Annotated in this window: 15 protein-coding genes and 1 pseudogene; 5 read left to right on the top strand and 11 right to left on the bottom strand. The window is 68.8% G+C overall.

Annotated elements, in window-relative coordinates; translation table 11 throughout:
• Positions 1-230: 230 nt before the first annotated feature.
• Positions 231-1,487, top strand: coding sequence for an NADP-dependent isocitrate dehydrogenase (icd, locus tag NGJ44_RS14660; protein ID WP_053244192.1), 1,257 nt, complete (start codon positions 231-233; stop codon positions 1,485-1,487).
• Between the two features lie 68 nt (positions 1,488-1,555).
• Here the strand turns inward: icd and kdpE are convergent, their stop codons facing one another.
• The 6 genes and pseudogenes from kdpE to kdpF form a co-directional block, all read right to left on the bottom strand.
• On the bottom strand, positions 1,556-2,248 hold the full coding sequence (gene kdpE / locus NGJ44_RS14655; protein WP_053244193.1) for a two-component system response regulator KdpE: 693 nt from the start codon (positions 2,246-2,248) through the stop codon (positions 1,556-1,558).
• Between the two features lie 3 nt (positions 2,249-2,251).
• Entirely contained in the window at positions 2,252-5,017 is a 2,766-nt protein-coding gene (locus tag NGJ44_RS14650; RefSeq protein WP_251864381.1) for a DUF4118 domain-containing protein, read from the bottom strand.
• A 72-nt stretch (positions 5,018-5,089) separates the two neighbouring features.
• Entirely contained in the window at positions 5,090-5,698 is a 609-nt protein-coding gene (kdpC, locus tag NGJ44_RS14645) for a potassium-transporting ATPase subunit KdpC (RefSeq protein ID WP_251864380.1), read from the bottom strand.
• A 32-nt stretch (positions 5,699-5,730) separates the two neighbouring features.
• A complete protein-coding gene (kdpB, locus tag NGJ44_RS14640; RefSeq protein ID WP_251864379.1) occupies positions 5,731-7,851 on the bottom strand; it encodes a potassium-transporting ATPase subunit KdpB in 2,121 nt (706 codons plus the stop codon).
• 22 nt (positions 7,852-7,873) lie between these two features.
• A pseudogene (gene kdpA, locus NGJ44_RS14635) lies at positions 7,874-9,659 on the bottom strand (potassium-transporting ATPase subunit KdpA).
• On the bottom strand, positions 9,659-9,748 hold the full coding sequence (gene kdpF, locus NGJ44_RS14630) for a K(+)-transporting ATPase subunit F (protein ID WP_053245429.1): 90 nt from the start codon (positions 9,746-9,748) through the stop codon (positions 9,659-9,661). Before kdpF ends, kdpA begins: the two are co-directional and overlap by 1 nt.
• Positions 9,749-10,420: 672 nt before the next feature.
• Between kdpF and NGJ44_RS14625 the strand changes: the two genes are divergently transcribed.
• Complete coding sequence (locus NGJ44_RS14625) at positions 10,421-10,696, top strand: DUF4212 domain-containing protein (RefSeq protein WP_053245428.1); 276 nt, start codon at positions 10,421-10,423, stop codon at positions 10,694-10,696.
• Positions 10,696-12,789, top strand: a complete 2,094-nt coding sequence (locus tag NGJ44_RS14620) for a sodium:solute symporter family protein (RefSeq protein ID WP_251864378.1) — start codon at positions 10,696-10,698, stop codon at positions 12,787-12,789. The genes NGJ44_RS14625 and NGJ44_RS14620 overlap by 1 nt, the downstream gene beginning before the upstream one ends.
• Before the next feature lie 54 nt (positions 12,790-12,843).
• Here the strand turns inward: NGJ44_RS14620 and NGJ44_RS14615 are convergent, their stop codons facing one another.
• The 3 genes from NGJ44_RS14615 to trxB are packed head-to-tail and all read right to left on the bottom strand — an operon-like array spanning position 12,844 to position 14,800.
• Positions 12,844-13,173 carry a DMT family transporter gene (locus tag NGJ44_RS14615; protein WP_053245427.1) on the bottom strand — a complete coding sequence of 110 codons (330 nt, stop codon included), beginning with the start codon at positions 13,171-13,173 and terminating at the stop codon, positions 12,844-12,846.
• Positions 13,170-13,844 carry a Smr/MutS family protein gene (locus tag NGJ44_RS14610; protein ID WP_251864377.1) on the bottom strand — a complete coding sequence of 225 codons (675 nt, stop codon included), beginning with the start codon at positions 13,842-13,844 and terminating at the stop codon, positions 13,170-13,172. Before NGJ44_RS14610 ends, NGJ44_RS14615 begins: the two co-directional genes overlap by 4 nt.
• Entirely contained in the window at positions 13,841-14,800 is a 960-nt protein-coding gene (gene trxB, locus NGJ44_RS14605) for a thioredoxin-disulfide reductase (RefSeq protein WP_053245432.1), read from the bottom strand. Before trxB ends, NGJ44_RS14610 begins: the two co-directional genes overlap by 4 nt.
• 42 nt (positions 14,801-14,842) lie before the next feature.
• On the opposite strand from trxB, the gene NGJ44_RS14600 reads away from it, so the two are divergent.
• Both NGJ44_RS14600 and lolA read left to right on the top strand, forming a co-directional pair.
• Positions 14,843-17,215 carry a DNA translocase FtsK gene (locus tag NGJ44_RS14600; protein WP_152968075.1) on the top strand — a complete coding sequence of 791 codons (2,373 nt, stop codon included), beginning with the start codon at positions 14,843-14,845 and terminating at the stop codon, positions 17,213-17,215.
• Positions 17,215-17,841, top strand: a complete 627-nt coding sequence (gene lolA / locus NGJ44_RS14595) for an outer membrane lipoprotein chaperone LolA (RefSeq protein ID WP_053245434.1) — start codon at positions 17,215-17,217, stop codon at positions 17,839-17,841. The genes NGJ44_RS14600 and lolA overlap by 1 nt, the downstream gene beginning before the upstream one ends.
• Positions 17,842-18,416: 575 nt before the next feature.
• Here lolA and NGJ44_RS14590 read toward each other — a convergent pair.
• Positions 18,417-18,842 carry a RidA family protein gene (locus tag NGJ44_RS14590; RefSeq protein ID WP_053245435.1) on the bottom strand — a complete coding sequence of 142 codons (426 nt, stop codon included), beginning with the start codon at positions 18,840-18,842 and terminating at the stop codon, positions 18,417-18,419.
• Positions 18,843-18,868: 26 nt separating this feature from the next.
• On the bottom strand, positions 18,869-20,323 hold the full coding sequence (locus NGJ44_RS14585; protein ID WP_251864376.1) for an N-acyl-D-amino-acid deacylase family protein: 1,455 nt from the start codon (positions 20,321-20,323) through the stop codon (positions 18,869-18,871).
• Positions 20,324-20,327: the final 4 nt, after the last annotated feature.

Genomic DNA, 20,327 nt, shown 5'->3' with positions numbered 1-20,327 from the left:
CGGGTGGAGGAAGCTCCCCATTGTGCTATCGGCCCGGGAAATCGGCAAGGCGGGGAGAACCGGCCCAGGGCGGTGAAGGCGATTCTCGCTGCGGGACGTGCAATGCGATATAGAATGGTCGAGCTATCCGCCAGCCGGCGCGCGTTCCGCGGACGGGTCCACCCGCGGCGGCCGCGCCGTCCGATGCGGCGCACGCGCGGAAAAAATCACCTGGAGCAAATGGAGCATACATGTCCTACCAACACATCAAGGTGCCCGCTGGGGGCCAGAAGATTACGGTCAACGCCGATTTCTCGCTGAATGTGCCGGATCAGCCCATCGTCCCCTACATCGAGGGCGATGGAACCGGCGCCGACATCACCCCCGTGATGATCAAGGTGGTGGATGCTGCGGTGCAGAAAGCCTACGGCGGCAAGCGCAAGATCCACTGGATGGAGGTCTACGCCGGCGAGAAGGCCACCAAGGTCTACGGCCCCGACGTCTGGCTGCCCGACGAGACGCTCGATGTGGTGAAGGACTATGTCGTGTCCATCAAGGGACCGCTCACCACGCCCGTGGGCGGCGGCATCCGCTCGCTCAACGTGGCGCTGCGCCAGCAGCTCGACCTGTACGTCTGCCTGCGCCCGGTGCGTTATTTCAAGGGCGTGCCCTCGCCGGTGCGCGAGCCCGAGAAGACCGACATGGTCATCTTCCGCGAGAACTCCGAAGACATCTACGCCGGCATCGAATACATGGCCGAGAGCGAGCAGGCCAAGGAACTCATCCAGTTCCTGCAGACCCGGCTCGGCGTGAAGAAAATCCGTTTCCCGAACACCTCGTCCATCGGCATCAAGCCGGTGTCGCGCGAAGGCACCGAGCGCCTGGTGCGCAAGGCCCTGCAGTACGCCATCGACAACGACCGCTCTTCGGTCACGCTGGTGCACAAGGGCAACATCATGAAGTTCACCGAGGGCGGCTTCCGCGACTGGGGCTACGCCCTGGCGCAGAAGGAATTCGGCGCGCAGCTCATCGACGGCGGCCCGTGGTGCAAGTTCAAGAATCCCAAGACGGGCCGCGAGATCACCGTCAAGGATTCGATCGCCGACGCCTTCCTGCAGCAGATCCTGCTGCGCCCGGCCGAGTACGACGTCATCGCCACGCTGAACCTGAACGGCGACTACATCTCCGACGCGCTGGCGGCGCAGGTGGGCGGCATCGGCATCGCGCCGGGGGCCAACCTTTCCGACTCCGTGGCCATGTTCGAGGCCACGCACGGCACGGCGCCCAAGTACGCGGGCAAGGACTACGTCAATCCGGGTTCCGAGATTCTCTCGGCCGAGATGATGCTGCGCCACATGGGCTGGACCGAGGCGGCCGACCTCATCATCTCCAGCATGGAGAAATCCATCCTGTCCAAGAAGGTCACCTATGATTTCGCCCGCCTGCTCGAAGGCGCCACGCAAGTGTCGTGCTCGGGCTTCGGCCAGGTCATGATCGAAAACATGTAGCGGCAGCCGGCTTGCCGGCGCCCGGGCCCGCCCGTCCTGCCGACAGGCGGGCTTTTTTTCGCCGGCATTCAGCCCGCGAAACGGTAGCCCACGCCGATTTCCGTGAGCAGGTACGCGGGCTGGGCCGGATCGGCCTCCAGCTTCTGGCGCAGGTGGCCCATGTAGATGCGCAGGTAATGGTGGCTTTCCACGTGCGAAGGGCCCCATACTTCGCGCAGCAGTTCGCGGTGGGTCATGACCTTGCCGCGGTGCGCGAGCAGTGCGGCGAGCAGGCGGTATTCCAGCGACGTCAGGTGCACGTGCCTGCCGCCGCGCTCGACCACGCGCCTGGAAAAATCGACGCGCACGTCGCCGAAGCGGATCTCCGTCGCATTGCCCGCGCCGCCGCGCGCATGCCGGCGCAGCAGTACGCGCAGGCGCGCCAGCAGTTCGTTCACGCCGAACGGCTTGGTCAGGTAGTCGTCGGCGCCGGCGTCCAGGGCGGCCACCTTGTCGGCTTCCGCCGTGCGCGCCGAGAGCACCAGCACCGGCACCTCGGTCCAGCCCCGCAGCTCGCGGATCAGCGTCATGCCGTCGTCGTCGGGCAGGCCGAGATCCAGGATCACGGCGTCGGGCTGCCGCGTGCCGGCCTCGATCAGGCCGCGCCTGACGGTTTCCGCTTCGTGCACCGCACAACCTTCGTCCTCCAGGGCCTGGCGCACGAAACGCCGGATGCCGGCGTCGTCTTCGATGAGTAGCAGGGTGGGCTGATAGTCGAACATGCGTCAGGAGATTTCGGGTTGTACCGGGGGCGGCGCGCCCAGCGGCAAGGTAAAGACGAACCGCGCGCCCCGCGGCTGGCCGGGCGCCGGTTCGACCCAGATGCGGCCGTGGTGCGCGGCCACGATGGCTTCGCAGACCGCCAGCCCCAGGCCCACGCCCGGGGTGGCGGACTCGCGTTCGCCGCGCGTGAACTTCTCGAAAATGCGGCGCTCGGCGCCCGCCGGCACGCCGGGGCCCTCGTCGCACACCGACACCCGCAGCTCGCCGTCCGCCGCCATGGCGTGAACGCGTATCGTACTGCCGGCGGGCGTGAACTTGGCGGCGTTTTCGAGCAGGTTGCAGAGCACCCGCTCGATCAGCACGCCATCGCATTCCACCAGCGGAAGGTCGGACAGCGGGGCCACGGCGATCCGGTGGCCGGACAGGGGTTCGCGCAGGTCGGCCAGCGCCGCGCCCACCAGCTCCTCGATGGACTGCCATTCTTTGCGCAGCGGCGCGGCGCGGTTCTGCAGCCTCGCCATGTCGAGCAGATTGATCACCAGCGCCTGCATGCGCTGGGCCTGTTCGCGCATGGCGCGCGCCGTCTCCTGCGCGGCGCGCGGCAGCGCGTCCGGCTGGCGCAGCAGCGTGTCGGCCAGGCCCACCAGGCTGGTGAGCGGCGTGCGCAGATCGTGCGACACCGCCGCCAGCAGCGAGTTGCGCAGTCTTTCCGATTCCATGGTCAGCAGCGCCTGCTGCGCCACTTCCACATAGTGCAGGCGTTCCAGCGCGATGGCGATCAGGGTGGCGTATGCCTCGATCTGCCGTCGGGCCCCGGCGTCGGCATAGAGGCCGCGGTGCGGCGCGGCCAGCGCCAGCACGCCGCGCGTGCGCATGGGCGCCTTCAGCGGCAGGTACAGCAGCTCGCTGCGCGAGAGCGTGGCCGTGCCGGCCCCGGCCGGCTGGCCGTGGTCGTACACCCATTGCGCCAGCGCCGGCTCCAGGCCGGCCATGCCCTCGGAGGGAGAGGCCAGCGACAGGCGCTCGTCCATGCCCTGTATGTACAGCGCGCAGCGCGAGCCGAACGTGGCGTGAATGAAGGCGTCGGCCGATGCGACGATCTGCCCGGGCAGCAGGGCGGACGACAGTTCGCGCGCGAATTCGTAAAGGCTGCGCGCGTCGGCCTCGCGCTTGACCGAAGCCTGCGCCTGCAGGCGCAGGCCCGCGGTGAGCTGGCCGATGAGCAGGCCCACCGTCAGCAGCACGCCGAAGGTCAGCAGGTACTGCACGTCCGAAACGGCAAAGGAGGCCAGCGGCTGGACGAACAGGAAGTCGAACAGCCCCACGCTGACGACGGAAGCCAGCGCGGCCGGCCCGCGCCCATGGCGCAGCGCCACGCCCACCACCGCCAGCAGGAAGAGCATGACGATGTTGGTCTGGTGCAGCGCGGGGAATGCCAGCGCGGAAATGCCGGCGGCCGCAGCGCAATAGCAGAGCGCCCAGGCATAACCCGCGAGCGGATGCGTTCCGCGGGGCCGGGCGGCATCCGGCGCGGGCGGCGCGCGTCCGCGCTCGGCGGCGGGCAGGGGCGGGGCGCCCAGCCGGATCACGTCGATTTCCGGACAGCCGGCCGCCAGGCGGTCGGCAAAGCTCTGCCGCCGCCAGAGCCAGCCCGGCGCCAGCGCCGCGGACAGCAGTGCCGAAACCGACAGGCGCAGGCGCTGCAGCCCGCTCGCGCGCGTGCGGCCGATGACCGCCTTGGTGATGTTGTGGCGGCGGACGTAGCGCACCATGGCTTCCACCATATCGCCGCCGGCCAGGGTCTCGGTGCGCGCGCCCAGCGAATCCGCCAGGGCCAGGCCGCGCTCCAGGCGCTCGCGCAGCGCCTGCGGCGCGGGCGTCGCGCGCGGACGGTCTATGGTTACCACGTGCAGATCGCATTCGAGCTGCCGGCTCAGGCGGTGCGCGCTGCGGATCACGTATTCCGCGTCGGCGTCGGCGCCAATGCAGGCCACCACCGCCTCGCGCGTGCGCCATACGGGCTCGATGGCGCGGTCGCGGCGGTAAGCCTGCACGTCGTCGTCCACGTGCTCGGCGGTGCGGCGCAGCGCCAGCTCGCGCAGCGCGATCAGGTTTCCCTTGCGGAAGAAATTGCGGCCCGCGTGGCGCGCCTGCTCCGGCAGGTAGACCTTGCCCTCCTTCAGGCGGCGCAGCAGTTCGTCGGCCGGGATATCCACCAGGATGACTTCGTCCGCGCCGTCGAACACCGCATCGGGCACGGTTTCGCGCACGCGCACGCCCGTGATGCCGCCCACGGCCTCGTTCAGGCTGTCCAGGTGCTGCACGTTGAGGGTGGTCCAGACGTCGATGCCGGCGGCGAGGAGTTCTTCGATGTCCTGCCAGCGCTTGGCGTGCCGCGATCCGGGCGCGTTGGTGTGCGCCAGCTCGTCGACCAGGATCAGCGCGGGCCGCAGCGCGAGCGCGGCGTCGAGGTCGAATTCCTGCAGCACGCGGCCGCGGTGCTCGACGCGGCGCAAGGGCAGGACCGCCAGTCCTTCGAGCAAGGCCGCGGTTTCGCGGCGTCCGTGGGTTTCGACCACGCCGGCCGCCACCGGCACGCCCTGCGCGGCCTGCGCCTGCGCGGCGGCCAGCATGGCGCAGGTCTTGCCCACGCCCGCCGAGGCGCCGAAGTACACGCGCAGCCTGCCGCGCGCGGCCTGGCGGCTTTCGTCGTCCAGGGTTTTCAACAATGCGTCCGGGTCGGGACGCTCGTCGGTGCGTTCAGCCATGTGCGCGGGCGCCGGAGGGAAAGGTGAAGCTCGCCATACTATACGTCCCCTGCCGGCGCGTCCTGGCGCGCGTCACCGCGCCCGCTCCAGCCGGTCCAGCGCGAGATTGAGCGTGAGGACGTTGACCGCGGGCCGGCCGAGCACGGCGGGCCAGGGGGCCGCGGTGTGCTCGGCGATGAGCGACTGCACCTGCGCCAGCGGCAGCCCGCGTTCGCGCGCCACACGGGCCGCTTGATAGGCGGCCGCCTCCGGGCTGATGTGCGGATCCAGCCCGCTGCCCGACGCCGTGACGAGGTCGGCGGGGACGGGCGCCGTGTTGCCGGGATCGGCCGCCCGCAGCGCGGCGATGCGTTGGGCGACGGCGTCGGCCAGCGCGGGGTTGCGCGGCCCCAGGTTGGAGCCGGACGAAGCCGCCGCGTTGTAAGGCATGGGGGCGGTGGCCGAAGGCCGGCTCCAGAAGTAGCGCGGCGACGAGAAGGGCTGGCCGATGAGCGCGGATCCCACCGTCCTGCCGTCCTGCTCGATGAGGGATCCCGCCGCCTGGCGCGGAAACAAGGCCCCGGCCAGGCCGGTGGCGGCCAGGGGATAGGCGAGCCCGGCGAGCGCCGAGAGCATGACGAAGATGGCCAGCGCCGGGCGCAGTATGCCGGCATGGCGGGCGTCGGGGGTTTTCTGTTCCATGAGAGTCTCCTGATTCGAGGCGCGGAAGCGGTTCAGGCCCAGCCCAGCGCGGCCAGCGCCATGTCCACCAGCTTGATGCCGGCAAACGGCACGAGCAGGCCGCCCAGGCCGTAGATGAGCAGGTTGCGGCGCAGCAGCGTGGCCGCGCCCAGCGGGCGGTAGCGCACGCCGCGCAGCGCCAGGGGGATCAGGGCGACGATGATCAGCGCGTTGAAGATCACGGCCGACAGGATCGCCGAGGAGGGCGTGGCGAGCGCCATGACGTTCAGTGCGCCCAGTTGCGGAAACACCGTGACGAACGCCGCGGGAATGATGGCGAAATACTTGGCCACGTCGTTGGCCACGCTGAACGTGGTGAGCGCGCCGCGCGTCATCAGCATCTGCTTGCCGATTTCCACGATCTCGATCAGCTTGGTGGGATTGGAGTCCAGGTCCACCATGTTGCCCGCTTCCTTGGCCGCCTGCGTGCCCGAGTTCATGGCCACGGCCACGTCGGCCTGGGCCAGCGCCGGCGCGTCGTTGGTGCCGTCGCCGGTCATGGCGACCAGCCGCCCTTCGCTCTGGTAGTCGCGGATGAGCCTGAGCTTGGCTTCCGGCGTGGCCTCGGCCAGGAAATCGTCGACGCCCGCCTCCGCGGCGATGGAGGCGGCGGTGAGCCGGTTGTCGCCGGTGATCATCACGGTCTTGATGCCCATGCGGCGCAGCGCCTCGAACCGCGATTTGATGCCGGGCTTGACGATGTCCTTCAGCTCGATCACGCCCAGCACGCGGTTGCCGTCGCTGACGGCCAGCGGCGTGCTGCCGCGCCGGGCCGCGTCTTCGGCGAGGCGGCGCGCTTCGGCCGGCATGGCGCCGCCCTGCCGCAGCAGCCATGCCTGCACCGCATCGAGCGCGCCCTTGCGGATCTGGCGGCCTTCGATGTCCACGCCGCTCATGCGGGTCTGCGCGGAAAAGGGCACGAAGACCGCCGCGTCCGGGCGCGCGCCGCGGGCGGGCAGCATCTTGTCCGCCAGGCCCACGATGCTGCGGCCCTCGGGAGTTTCGTCGGCCAGCGACGCCAGGCGCGCCGCGCGCGCCAGTTCTTCGGCCGATACGCCCGGGGCGGGCAGGAAGGCCGAGGCTTGCCGGTTGCCGTAGGTGATGGTGCCGGTCTTGTCGAGCAGCAGCACGTCCACGTCGCCCGCCGCCTCCACCGCGCGGCCCGAGGTGGCAATGACGTTCGCGCCCATCATGCGGCTCATGCCCGCCACGCCGATGGCCGACAGCAGGCCGCCGATGGTGGTGGGAATCAGGCAGACCAGCAGCGCCACCAGCACGGTGACGGCGACGGCTGTTCCGCTGCCCGCCTGGGCCGTCGCGTACAGGGAGAACGGCATCAGCGTGGCGACCACCAGCAGAAAGACCAGCGTCAGCCCCACCAGCAGAATGGTCAGCGCCAGCTCGTTGGGGGTTTTCTGCCGCTTCGCGCCTTCCACCATGCCGATCATGCGGTCCAGGAAGCTCTCGCCCGGATCGGCCGCGATGCGCACGAAAATCCAGTCGGAAAGCACGCGCGTGCCGCCGGTAACGGAAGAAAAGTCCCCGCCCGATTCGCGGATGACCGGCGCGGATTCGCCCGTGATGGCGCTTTCGTCCACCGCCGCGACGCCGGCGATCACCTGGCCGTCGCCCGGTATGGTGCCGCCCGCCTCGACCAGCACCACGTCGCCGCGGCGCAGCAGGCCGGAGGGCTGGGCCGCGGCCCGCGCGCGCCACGCCTCGGGCGTCGCGCCCTCGGCGTCGGCATCGCGAAAGCCCTTCAGCAGCTGCGCGTCCAGCGTGGTGCGCAGGCCGCGCAGCGCGGCGGCCTGCTGTTTGCCCCGGCCTTCCGCCAGGGCTTCGGCGAAATTGGCGAACAGCACCGTGAACCAGAGCCAGACGGCGATGGCCAGGATGAAGCCGGGCGGGGCTTCGGCCTGGCCGGCCAGGGCTGCCAGCCACAGTATCGTGGTCAGGATGCTGCCCGCGTACACGACGAACATGACGGGGTTTTTCAGTTGGGCCGCGGGCGACAGCTTGCGCAGGCTGTCGCGCAGGGCGGGGCCGGCCAGGCTGTGCGACCACAGCCCGAAGGGGCGTGCGGCGCCGGCGGCGGAAGTTTCGATCTGGGCCATGTCGGGGGGATTCCTCTGGATATCAGGGTTGCAGCTGCTCCGCGACCGGACCGAGGGCGAGCGCGGGCACATAAGTGAGCGCGCCCACCATCAGCACGGCGCCGATGAGCAGCGTCACGAAAAGCGGGCCGGTCGTCGGCATGCTGCCGGGGCCGGCGGGCAGGCGGCGCTTGGCCGCCATGGAGCCGGCCAGGGCCAGCACGGCGACGATGACGGCGAAGCGGCCGAACCACATCGCGATGCCCAGCAGCACGTTGTAGAAAGGCGTGTTGGCCGACAGCCCCGCGAAGGCGCTGCCGTTGTTGTTGGCCGCGGAGGACAGCGCATACAGGATCTCGGAGTAGCCGTGTATGCCGGGGTTGAGCACACCGGCCAGGCCGGCCGGCAGCGTGACGGCCAGGGCCGTGCCGCCCAGCACCAGCATCGGGGTGGCCAGAATGACGATCGAAACCATCTTCATGTCGTAGGCCTCGATCTTCTTGCCCAGGTACTCGGGCGTGCGGCCGATCATCAGGCCGGCGATGAACACCGCCAGCAGCGCGAAGGCCAGCATGCCGTACAAGCCCGACCCCACGCCGCCGAACACCACTTCGCCCAGCTGCATCAACAGCATGGGAGGCAGGCCGCCCATCGGGTTGAGGGAGTCGTGCATGCCGTTGACCGCGCCGCAGGAAGCGGCGGTAGTCACGGTGGCGTAGAGGGCGGTGGCCCCTGCGCCGAACCGCGTTTCCTTGCCTTCCATGTTGCCGACGCCGGGCAGGGTCTGCGCGCCGGCCTGCGCCGCCATGGGGTTGGGCTGCCGCTCGTAGTAGTGGGTGCACAGGGCGAAGGCGGCGAACATCAGGGTCATGGCGGCGAGAATGACTGCGCCCCTGGCGCCGGCTGCCCACCATTTCGCCGAACGTGAAGCACAGCGCCGCCGGGATCAGCAGGATTGCCAGCATTTGCAGGAAATTGGCCAGCGGCGTGGGGTTTTCGTAGGGGTGCGCGGAATTGGCATTGAAGAACCCGCCTCCGTTGGTGCCCAGCAGCTTGATGGCCTCCTGCGAGGCTACGGGGCCCATGGCCAGGGTCTGGGTGCGGGCGAGCGCCGGTTCGGTCAGGGGCTGGCCCTGCGCGTCGAGCACGGGCCGGCCCTGCGCATCCATGCGCGGCTGTTCATAGTGCGCCGCTTCCACCAGGGGCACTTCGAGATAGGGGCTGGTGTTCTGGATCACGCCCTGGCTCACCAGCGCCAGGGCCAGCGCCAGCGACAGGGGCAGCAGCACGTATAGCGTGCTGCGCACCAGGTCGGCCCAGAAGTTGCCGATTCCCGCCGCGCTGTGCCGCGCCAGCCCGCGCACCAGGGCGAACAGCACGGCGATGCCGGTCGCCGCCGAAACGAAGTTCTGCACCGTGAGCGCCAGCATCTGGGTGAGGTAGCTCATGGTGCTTTCGCCGGCGTATCCCTGCCAATTGGTATTGGCGACGAAGCTGATCGCGGTGTTGAGCGCGGAATCGGGAGCCACCGGGCCCAGGCCGGCGGGGTTCAGCGGCAGGGCGCCCTGCGCGCGCTGCAAGGCGTACACCGCCAGCACGCCCAGTACGTTGAACGCGAGCACCGACAGGGCATAGCGTTTCCAGCCCATGTCCGCGGCGGGGTCGACGCCGCCCAGCCGGTAAATGGCCCGCTCCAGGGGGCGGCCCCAGGCCGTCCAGCGCCACTGGCCGTTTTCGACGGCCAGGCGGATATAGCGCCCCAGCAGCGGGGCGAGCGCGAGCAGCACGGCAAGGTACAGCGCCAGCAATCCCAGGAAATCGGCATCCATCAGAACTTCTCCGGTTTGAACAAGGCGGCCAGCAGGTATGCGAAGAGCAGCGCCGCCGTTGCGCCGCTCAGCCAGTAAAGCCAGGTCATGACGCGCCTCCCCGGGCCAGGGCGGCGCAGAAGTGGAGCAGGGCCCAGGTCAGCCCCGCCATGAGCGCGAAGAGCGCGAGATAGACGGCATCCATTTCTTCCTCCCGGGAGCCAGGCTCCCATGCATGCGGCGGGCGGCCCGCCAGGACACCGGCAGATTAGGGAGCGGGGGGTAAAAACGGGGTATAGCTTTCGCGGCGGGGTGTAAAGGCGGCGTAAAAATCGCCGTGCACAATTCCGGGCAATACGTAGCCGGAACCCCGGTCCGATCCAGGGCGGGCGGCGCCCGGCGCCGGGCGCGCGAAAATTGAGGCAGAATCAGTTGTCGAGGCAAAAAATCCCAGAAGCTGGGATTTTCGTGATTCAATGCACCGATTTGGTGCATTGAATAAGTAAATGAATGCGCCGAATTAGGGCATTCCCCTAGTGTGGCAATCCCGTAACTGGTGCAGAATCTCTTCCCATGCAGGTGAGGAGACAACGCCCTGCATGGGCAAACAACCGGCGGCACCGGTATATAAAAAAGTAAGCAGTACTCAAAAAAAGCAAAACGCACAACGGCTGGCACCAGGTAGTGCCGGCCGTTGTCGCATAAAAGCCCGGCAATTCAGCTTCAGGTGCTTTCAGGCGGCGCGTTTCGCGATAATCAGTGGTGTGGCACAGACCCTGACAATGCCGGAAACCCGTCTTTCCCCTGACTCCGCCCCGCCTTCCTACTGGCGCCGCAACCTGCGGCTGATCCTCGTGTCGCTGCTCGTCTGGGCGGCGCTGACTTTCCTGCCCTCATATTTCGCGCGCGACCTGTCGTTCGATTTCATCGGCTGGCCTTTCGCCTTCTGGATGGCAGCCTACGGCGCGCCGCTGGCCTATCTTGTCATTGTCGTCGTCTATGCGCGCGTCATGAACCGCAAGGACGGCGACGAGGACGCCCCCGGGGGGACCCGCTGATGCCTTTCGGCGGCGGCAGTCCCGAGGAATTGCGCATCCGCCTGCGGCGCGTGTACGTGCTCTACACGGCAGGCTTTCTGCTCATGATCCTGCTGATGGCCCTGGCCGAGGTGCTGGGCATGCCGCGGCAGTGGATCGGCTACGTGTTCCTGCTGGTCACGGTCTGCCTGTACGCGGGCATCGGCATCGTGTGCCGCACCTCGGACCAGGTGGAATACTACGTGGCCGGCCGCCGCGTGCCGGCCGTCTACAACGGCATGGCAACCGCGGCCGACTGGATGTCCGTGGCGTCTTTCATCGGCGTGGCCGGCACGCTCTACCTGACCGGGTATGGCGGCCTGGCCTACATCATGGGCTGGACGGGCGGCTACGTGCTGGTGGCCACGCTGCTGGCGCCCTACCTGCGCCGTTTCGGCCAGTACACGATTCCCGATTTCATGGGCGCGCGCTACGGCGGCAACCTGCCGCGGCTGGCGGGGGTGTTCTGCGCCGTACTGTGCTCATTTACCTACCTGGTGGCGCAGATCTACGGCGTGGGCATCATCACCACCCGCATGACCGGCATCTCGTTCGAGCTGGGCATTTTCGTGGCGCTGGGAGGAATGCTGGTCTGTTCCTTCCTGGGCGGCATGCGCGCGGTCACCTGGACGCAGGTGGGCCAGTACATCATCCTGGTCATCGCCTACCTGGTGCCGGTGATCTGGCTGTCGGTCAAGCACACGCACATCCCCTTGCCCCAGATTTCGGGCGGCGCGGTGCTGCAGCAGGTGGCCGAGAAGGAAGCCTATCTGCAGAACGATCCGGGCGAAGTCGAGGTGCGCCGCCTGTGGCAGGAACGCGCCGACGAAATGGCGCAGCGGGTGCAGGCGCTGCCCGAATCCTGGACGCTGGAGCGCGACAAGCTGCGCAGCCGGCTCGCGCAGCTGAACGCCACGGACGCGCCCATGGTCGAGATCCGCTCGGTGGAGCGGGAGCTGGCAGCCTACCCGGCGAGCGTCGAGGACGCCCGCGCGGCCTGGTCGCAGGCCAAGGCGGTGTTCGAGGCGCGCGCCGCGCCGCCGGTGCCGCATGCCGAGCCGTTTCCGTCCAAGGACCCGCAGGAGCGCAGCCACATGCGCGCCAATTTCCTGGCGCTGGTGCTGTGCCTGATGCTGGGCACCGCCGGCATGCCGCATATCCTCATGCGCTCCTACACCACGGCGTCGGTGGTGGAGGCGCGGCGCTCGGTGGCCTGGTCGCTGCTGTTCATCCTGCTGCTGTATTTCATGGCGCCGGCCCTGGCGCTGCTGGTGAAATACGAGGTGTACACGCAGGTGGTGGGCAGCAGCTTTCTCAGCCTGCCCAACTGGGTGCACGCCTGGAGCGCGGTCGACAGCAACCTGCTGGAAGTGCTGGACGTGAACCGAGACGGCATCGTGCAGTTGGGCGAGATCAGCATGGGCGCCGACGTGGTAGTGCTCGCCATGCCCGAGATCGGCGGCCTGCCTTATGTGATTTCGGGGCTGGTGGCGGCGGGCGGCCTGGCCGCCGCGCTGTCTACCGCCGACGGACTGCTGCTGACGCTCTCCAACTCCCTGTCGCACGACATGTGGTACCGCGTAGTGTCGCCGCGCATGTCGGCGGCGCGCCGCGTGATGGTGTCCAAGATACTGCTGCTGGTCGTGGCCTTCGGCGCGGCCTGGGTGGCCGCGCGCAAGCCCGCCGACATTCTGTTCATGGTGTCCGCGGCGTTCTCGTTCGCGGCCTCGTCGTTCTTTCCGGCGCTGGTGATGGGCGTATTCTGGCGGCGCGCGAACAAGTGGGGCGCCACGCTGGGCATGGCGGCCGGGCTCCTGACCACCTTTGCCTACATGACCCACACCCAGCCCTGGCTGCGCGAGTGGGTGATGGGCATTCCGCGCACCGAGCCGGTGCAGCTGTGGTGGGGCATACAGCCCATTGCGGCCGGCGTGTTCGGCGCCCCGGTCGCCTTCCTGGCCATTATCGTGGTGTCGCTGCTGACGCCCGCGCCCGACCGCGCCACGCGCGCCCTGGTGGAATATTTGCGCAGCCCCGGGCGCAACAACGGCCGGTCCTCCGGCGAAGAAGCCTGAGGGCGCGTTCCACCGGGGCGCTGGACGGGGCGGGCGCCCGGCGGGAGCCGGCAATCAATGGGGAACGGACTTGGAGAACAGGTTCATCACCGCCACGCCGGCGATGATGAGGCCAATGCCCGCGAGCGCGGGCGCGTCCAGGTGCTGCTTGAAGAACACGGCGCCCACCAGCGAGATGAGTACGATGCCGACGCCCGACCAGATCGCATAGGCGATGCCCACGGGAATCTCGCGCAGGGTCAGCGAAAGAAAATAGAACGACACCACGTAGCCCGTGACCGTGACTGCCGAGGGAATCAGCCGGCTGAACCCGTCCGAGCTCTTGAGCGCGCTGGTGGCGATGATCTCGGCCACGATGGCCACGGCCAGGTACAGCCATTTCATTTGCGGACTCCGTCGGGTTGGCGCATCAGGACCAGCAGCGCGCCCGCGCCGCCTTCGCGCTCGGGCGCTTCCGAAAACGCCATGACCTCGGCTTTCTGCACCAGCCAGGTGCGCGCCTTGTCCTTGAGCACCGGCTCCAGGCCCTGCGAGCCGTAGCCCTTGCCATGCACGATGCGCACGCAGCGGATGCCGTGTTCCAGGCATTCGTCCAGGAAGGAGAGCAGGGCGTGGCGCGCCTGTTCGACGCGCAGCCCGTGCAGGTCGAGCTCGGCGCCCGCGCGCCACTGGCCGCGCCGCAGGTTGCGCGCGGTGTCGGGCGCGGCATCCGCGCGCACGAAGGCGGTGCCGCCTTCGGAGAGCAGATGGGTGATGTCGCTGCCGTCGGACACGCCGGCGTCGGCGCGCGGCGCGGTTTCGCCCAGCGCATGGGCGCGGCGCAGGGCCTGGGCCGCCGGCGGAACCGGGACGGGCTTGTGCTCGACCCGCGTCTGCGGCCGGAGCGGCGTGACGGATTGCAGGCTGCGCCGGAAGGCCGCCACGTCGTCCTCGGGCGCGGCGGCGGCCTTGCGCGCGGCCTGCGCCTTGCGTTCGTGTTCGGCGCGTTCCTGGGCGGCCTGCAGTTCCTTCTTCAGCCGCTTCAGGTCGGCCAGGCCGGCTTTGCTGCCTTTCACTGCCCTTCGTTCTCCAGCCAGCGCTGCGCGTCCAGCGCGGCCATGCAGCCCGTGCCGGCGCTGGTGATGGCCTGGCGGTAGACGTGGTCCTGCACGTCGCCGGCGGCGAACACCCCGGGCACGGAGGTCATGGTGGCCATGCCCGACAGGCCGCTGCGGGTGACGATGTAGCCGTCTTTCATTTCGAGCTGGCCTTCGAAAATGCCGGTATTGGGCTGGTGGCCGATGGCGATGAAGGCGCCCGTGGCCTTCAGGTCTTCGGTGGCGCCGGTGTCCACGTGGCGGATGCGCACGCCGGTGACGCCGGAGTCGTCGCCCAGCACTTCTTCCAGGGTGTGGAAAAGCTTGAGCTCCATATTGCCCTTTTCGACCTTCTCCATCATCTTGTCCACCAGGATGGGCTCGGCGCGGAACTTGTCGCGGCGGTGGATGAGCGTGACCTTGCGGCAGATGTTGGACAGGTACAGCGCCTCTTCGACGGCGGTGTTGCCGCCGCCCACCACCACCACGTCCTGGTTGCGGTAGAAAAAGCCGTCGCAGGTGGCGCAGCCCGAGACGCCGCGTCCCATGAAGGCTTCCTCGGAGGGCAGGCCCAGGTACTTGGCCGAGGCGCCGGTGGCCACGATGAGCGCGTCGCAAGTGTAGACGTTGCCCGTGTCGCCCGTGAGCGTGAACGGGCGGCGGGAGAGGTCCACCTTGGCGATGTGGTCGAACACCAGCTCGGTTTCGAAGCGCTCCGCATGCTGCTGGAAGCGCTGCATGAGCTCGGGGCCCTGCACGCCGGCCGCGTCGGCGGGCCAGTTGTCGACCTCGGTGGTGGTCATGAGCTGGCCGCCCTGCGCGAGGCCCGTGATGAGAACGGGCTTGAGATTGGCGCGCGCGGCGTAGACGGCGGCGGTGTAGCCGGCGGGGCCGGAACCAAGTATCAAAACTTTAGCGTGCTTGGGCGTGGACATGGGCGGGTATCTTTAGGGTAACGCCCAATTATAATGAGCCGCATGCCGCGTATCTCCAATGCTACCCCGCGCGCCTCGCGCAATACCCGCAATGGGCCGTCGCCGCTCCAGACGCGAATTTCTTCGCTGCTGCGCGAGGCCCGCTGGATCCTCTTCGCCGCGCTGGCCGCCTGGCTCACCCTGGTGCTCGCCACCTGGAATCCGGCCGATCCGGGCTGGTCGCACTCCGTGTCCGCGGGCGCCATCCACAACCGGGGCGGGATGCTGGGCGCCTACCTGGCCGACATCCTGCTCTATCTGTTCGGTTTTTCCGCCTGGTGGTGGGTCGTGCTGCTGCTGCACCGGGTGCGCGCCGGCTACCGCCGCCTGGCCAGCCACCTGCGCGTTACCAATAGTAAACAACCCGAGCCGCTGCCCCGCGTGCACTGGGAGGAGGGCATAGGCTTCTTCCTGCTGCTGGTGGGATCGCTGGGCATGGAGGCGCTGCGGCTTGCGAGCCATGGCACGCATCTGCCGGGCGCTTCCGAAACGGCCAGCGGCGCGGGCGGCGTCATCGGCCACACCCTGGCCGACCTGGTGAGCCGCAGCATCGGCTTCACAGGCAGCACGCTGGCCTTCCTGGTCATGGTCGCCATCGGCCTGAGCCTCTTCTTCTCCTTCTCCTGGCTCGCGCTGGCCGAGCGCGTGGGCGCCTGGCTCGAAGGTCTGGTGCGCCGCGTGCGCGATTCCTACACCGCCCGCCAGGACCGCAAGGCGGGCCAGGTGGCCAAGGCCGTGCGCACCGAGCAGGTGGAGGCCAAGCAGGAAAAACTGGTGCACGAGCAGCCGGTGCGCATCGAGCCCGCCATCACGGTGGTGCCCAAGTCCGAGCGCGTCGAGAAAGAAAAGCAGCAAAGCCTGTTCTTCGCCCCCGCGGGCGGCGAAGGCGACCTGCCGGCCATCAGCCTGCTCGATCCCCCCGTGGCCAACCAGGAAACCGTGTCGGCCGAAACCATCGAGTTCACCTCGCGCCTCATCGAGAAGAAGCTCGCCGACTTCGGCGTGTCCGTCACGGTCGTGGCGGCGCAGGCCGGGCCCGTCATCACGCGCTACGAAATCGAGCCCGCCACGGGCGTGAAGGGCAGCCAGATCGTCAACCTGGCCAAGGACCTCGCCCGCGCGCTCAGCCTGGTGAGCATCCGCGTGGTGGAAACCATTCCCGGCAAGAACCTGATGGGCCTGGAGCTGCCCAACCCGCGCCGCCAGATGGTGAAGCTCTCCGAGATCATCGGCTCGCAGACCTACCACGCCAGCCAGTCGGTGCTGACCATGGCGCTGGGCAAGGACATCGCGGGCAATCCCGTGGTGGCCGACCTGGCCAAGATGCCGCACCTGCTGGTGGCCGGCACCACGGGCTCGGGCAAATCGGTGGGGATCAACGCCATGATCCTCTCGCTGCTGTACAAGGCCGACGCCTCGCATACGCGCCTCATCCTCATCGACCCCAAGATGCTGGAAATGAGTGTGTACGAAGGCATACCGCACCTGCTCGCGCCGGTCGTCACCGACATGCGCCAGGCCGCCAACGCCCTGAACTGGTGCGTGGGCGAAATGGAAAAACGCTACCGCCTCATGAGCAAGATGGGCGTGCGCAACCTGGCGGGCTACAACGCCAAGATCCGCGACGCCATCAAGCGCGAGGAGCCGATTCCCAACCCCTTCTCGCTCACGCCGGACCAGCCCGAGCCGCTCGCGCCGCTGCCCACCATCGTGGTGGTCATCGACGAGCTGGCCGACCTGATGATGGTGGTGGGCAAGAAGATCGAGGAACTCATCGCCCGCCTGGCGCAAAAAGCGCGCGCGGCGGGCATCCACCTGGTGCTCGCCACCCAGCGGCCCAGCGTGGACGTGATTACCGGCCTCATCAAGGCCAATATCCCCACCCGTATCGCGTTCCAGGTGTCGTCCAAGATCGATTCGCGCACCATCCTCGACCAGATGGGCGCCGAGACCCTGCTGGGGCAGGGCGACATGCTGTACATGCCGCCGGGCACCGGGCTGCCGGTGCGCGTGCACGGCGCTTTCGTGCATGACGACGAAGTGCACCGCGTGGTGGAAAACCTGAAGGCCCAGGGCGAGCCCAACTACGTCGAGGGCCTGCTGGAAGGCGGACTGGACGGCGACGGCGCCGACGGCGCCAGCAGCGTCACCGGCATCGGCGGCGACGCCGAGTCCGACCCCATGTACGACCAGGCCTGCGAAGTGGTGCTCAAGCACCGCCGCGCGTCCATCTCCCTCGTGCAGCGGCACTTGCGCATTGGTTACAACCGAGCGGCCCGGTTACTGGAGCAGATGGAGCAATCGGGTATGGTGTCGGCGATGCAATCCAATGGCAACCGGGAAATCCTGGTGCCCGCCGCCCGAGAGGAAGCATGATGCCTACCCTACGTGGCATGGCCGCCGCCGCGGCCCTCTGCCTGTCCCCCGCGCTGGCGCTCGCCGCCAGCGCCCAGGAACAACTGCGCGCCTTCGTCGGCACCGTGAGCGCCGCCACCGGCTCTTTTTCGCAGGTCACCATCGGCAATCAGCAGAGCCGTCCGCAGCCCACGCAGACGGGCACGTTTTCGTTCCAGCGTCCCGGCAAGTTCAAGTGGGCCGTGCAGCGGCCCTACGAGCAGCTCATCGTGTCCAACGGCCGCCAGGTCTACCAATACGACCCCGACCTGGCGCAGGTCACGGAGCGCAACGTGGACGCGGCCATCGGCACCTCGCCGGCCGCCATCCTGTTCGGCTCCGGCTCGCTGGAGCAGTCTTTCGAGGTGTCCGCCCTGCCTTCCCGGGACGGCGTGGACTGGCTGCGCGCCAAGCCCCGCAACGCCGACGCCGGCTTCTCCCGCGTCGACATCGGCATGAAAGACAACCTGCCCGTGCGCGTCGAACTGCTCGACTCCTTCGGCCAGACCACCCGTGTGGACCTGTCCGGCATCACGCCCAACCCCCAGCTCCCCGCCAGCGAATTCCAGTTCGCGCCCCCCAAGGGCGTGGACGTGGTGAAGATGTAGGCCGACAGGGAATCCGCGGCGCCCCGGCAGCCTCCGAAGCGAGCCCGTTCTTGCTAGCGCCGCCCCCTTGAGGGCCCGCGTCAGCGGGTAGGGGTTCTTCATACAATCAATTTCCACCTTCGCATCCCCCCTCTTCCCAAGCCAGGGCGCCGCGGATCCGGCTTGGCCGGTCCGCCAGCGCCGCCCCCTTGAGGGCGCGCGCGTCAGCGGGTAAGGGGTTCTTCATACAATCAATTTCCACCTTCGCATCCCCCCTCTCCCCAAGCCAGGGCGCCGCGGATCCGGCCTGGCCGGTCCGCCAGCGCCGCCCCCTTGAGGGCGCGCGCGTCAGCGGGTAGGGGGGTCTTCATACAATCAATTTCCACCTTCGCATCCCCCCTCTCCCCAAGCCAGGGCGCCGCGGATCCGGCTTGGCCGGTCCGCCAGCGCCGCCCCCTTGAGGGCGCGCGCGTCAGCGGGTAAGGGGTTCTTCATACAATCAATTTCCACCTTCGCATCCCCCCTCTTCCCAAGCCAGGGCGCCGCGGATCCGGCTTGGCCGGTCCGCCAGCGCCGCCCCCTTGAGGGGGCCCGCGTCAGCGGGTAGGGGGTGGGCCTTTATACGCCACGCAATCGATCTCCACCTTCGCGTCCACCATCAGCGGCGACTGCACGCAGGCGCGCGCCGGCGCGTACTCGCCGAAATACTCGCGGAACACCTTGTTGAAAGCCGGGAAGTCGCGCGCGTCGTCCAGCCATACGCCGCAGCGCACCACGTGCTCGGGTCCGTAGCCCGCTTCTTTCAGGATCGCCAGCAGTTGCTGGATGGCCTTGTGCGATTGCGTGACGATGCCGCCCTCGACGACTTCGCCGTTTTCCATGGGCACCTGGCCAGACACATGGAGCCAGCCGTCGGCGGCCACGGCGCGCGCGAACGGCATATGCGAGCCGCCCTGGCCGGCGCCGCCGGTCGCGCCGTAGCGCGTGATGCCGTATTGATCGGGGGTGGGAGCCTGGTTCATGCTTTTCTCCTCGTGGCAGGTCTGTTTCAGCGGAAATCCGCGCGCAGGTCGCCCTGGCGGGGAAGCCAGCGTCCGGCGCGCAGGCCGGTGGGCTGGCCGTGGTCGTAGGACAGCACGCCGTTGACCCACACGGCCTCGATACCGTCCGCGGCCCGGACCGGGTCGGCGAAGGTGGCGCGGTCGGTCACGCCCGCGGGGTCGAACAGCACGAGATCGGCGTGATAGCCCTCGCGTACCTGGCCGCGCCCGGCCAGGCCATAGCGCCGCGCCGACAGGCCGGTCATCTTGTGCACGGCCTCGGCCAGCGGGAACAGCCCCACGTCGCGGCTGTAGTGTCCGAGCACGCGCGGAAACGCGCCCCACAGGCGCGGGTGGGGCATGGGGTCGTTGGGCAGGCCGTCGGACCCCACCATGGTGAGCGGGTGCGACAGTACGCGGCGCACGTCGTCTTCGCGCATGTTGTGGTACACCGCGCCGGCCGGCTGCAGGCGCGAGGCGGCCTCCGTCAGGCTCACGTTCCAGTCGCGCGCAATCGCGGCCAGCGTGCGGCGCGCCTGTTCCGGGTGCGGGGCGGACCAGGTGATGAAGATATCGAATTCGTCCGTGACCTGCTTCAGGTCCAGGGTGGACGAGCTGGCCGAATACGGATAGCAGTCGCAGCCCACCCGCTGCATGCGGCCGGCGTTCTCCAGCGCGAACAGCACCTCCTTCGTGCGGCCCCAGTTGCCCGCGCCCGCGCATTTCAGGTGCGACACCACCACTGGCACGCGCGCATGCAGGCCCACGTCGAAGGCTTCCTGCATGGCTTCGAGGATGGCCGCGAATTCCGAGCGCAGATGCGTGGCGTACAGCGCGCCGAATTCGTCCAGCGCCTCGGCCAGCAGCTTGACCTCGGCGGTGTCCGCCTCGAAGGCGGACGCATAGGCCAGGCCCGTGCTCAAACCGATGGCGCCATGCGCCAGCGCGTCGCGGAGTTGTTCCCGCATCGCCAGCGCCTCCCGGCGCGTGGCGGGGCGGTCGAGCCGGTCCATGTGGTTGTTGCGCAGCGCGGTGTGGCCCACCAGCGCCGCCACGTTCACGGCGGGCCGGGCTTGCTCGATGGCGCGCGTGTAGTCGGCGAAGGCGGGGTAGCGGAAATCGTCCGGGCCGCCCAGCAGGTTCATCGGGTCGGGCGGATCGCCGCGCAGCGTCACGGGAGAGGCGCTGATGCCGCAGTTGCCCACGATCACGGTGGTCACGCCTTGCGAAAGCTTGGGCAGCATGCCGGGGGTGCGGATGACGTTGGTGTCGTCATGGGTGTGCACGTCGATGAAGCCGGGCGCGAGCGCCAGGCCCCGGCCGTCGATGCGCCGCGCCGCCGGCCGGCCGCCGAGCGCGCCGATGGCGGCAATGCGGTCGCCGGCCAGCGCCACGTCGGCGACGGTTTCGGGGCCGCCGGAGCCGTCCAGCACGCGGACCTGGGCGATCAGGGTGTCGTACATCGGG

Origin of the sequence: Achromobacter sp. Marseille-Q4962 (genome assembly GCF_943737005.1) — a bacterium.
Lineage (GTDB): Bacteria > Pseudomonadota > Gammaproteobacteria > Burkholderiales > Burkholderiaceae_B > Achromobacter.
Note: the sequence above shows the minus strand (reverse complement) of the source record. Positions and strands in the feature narration are given on the sequence as shown.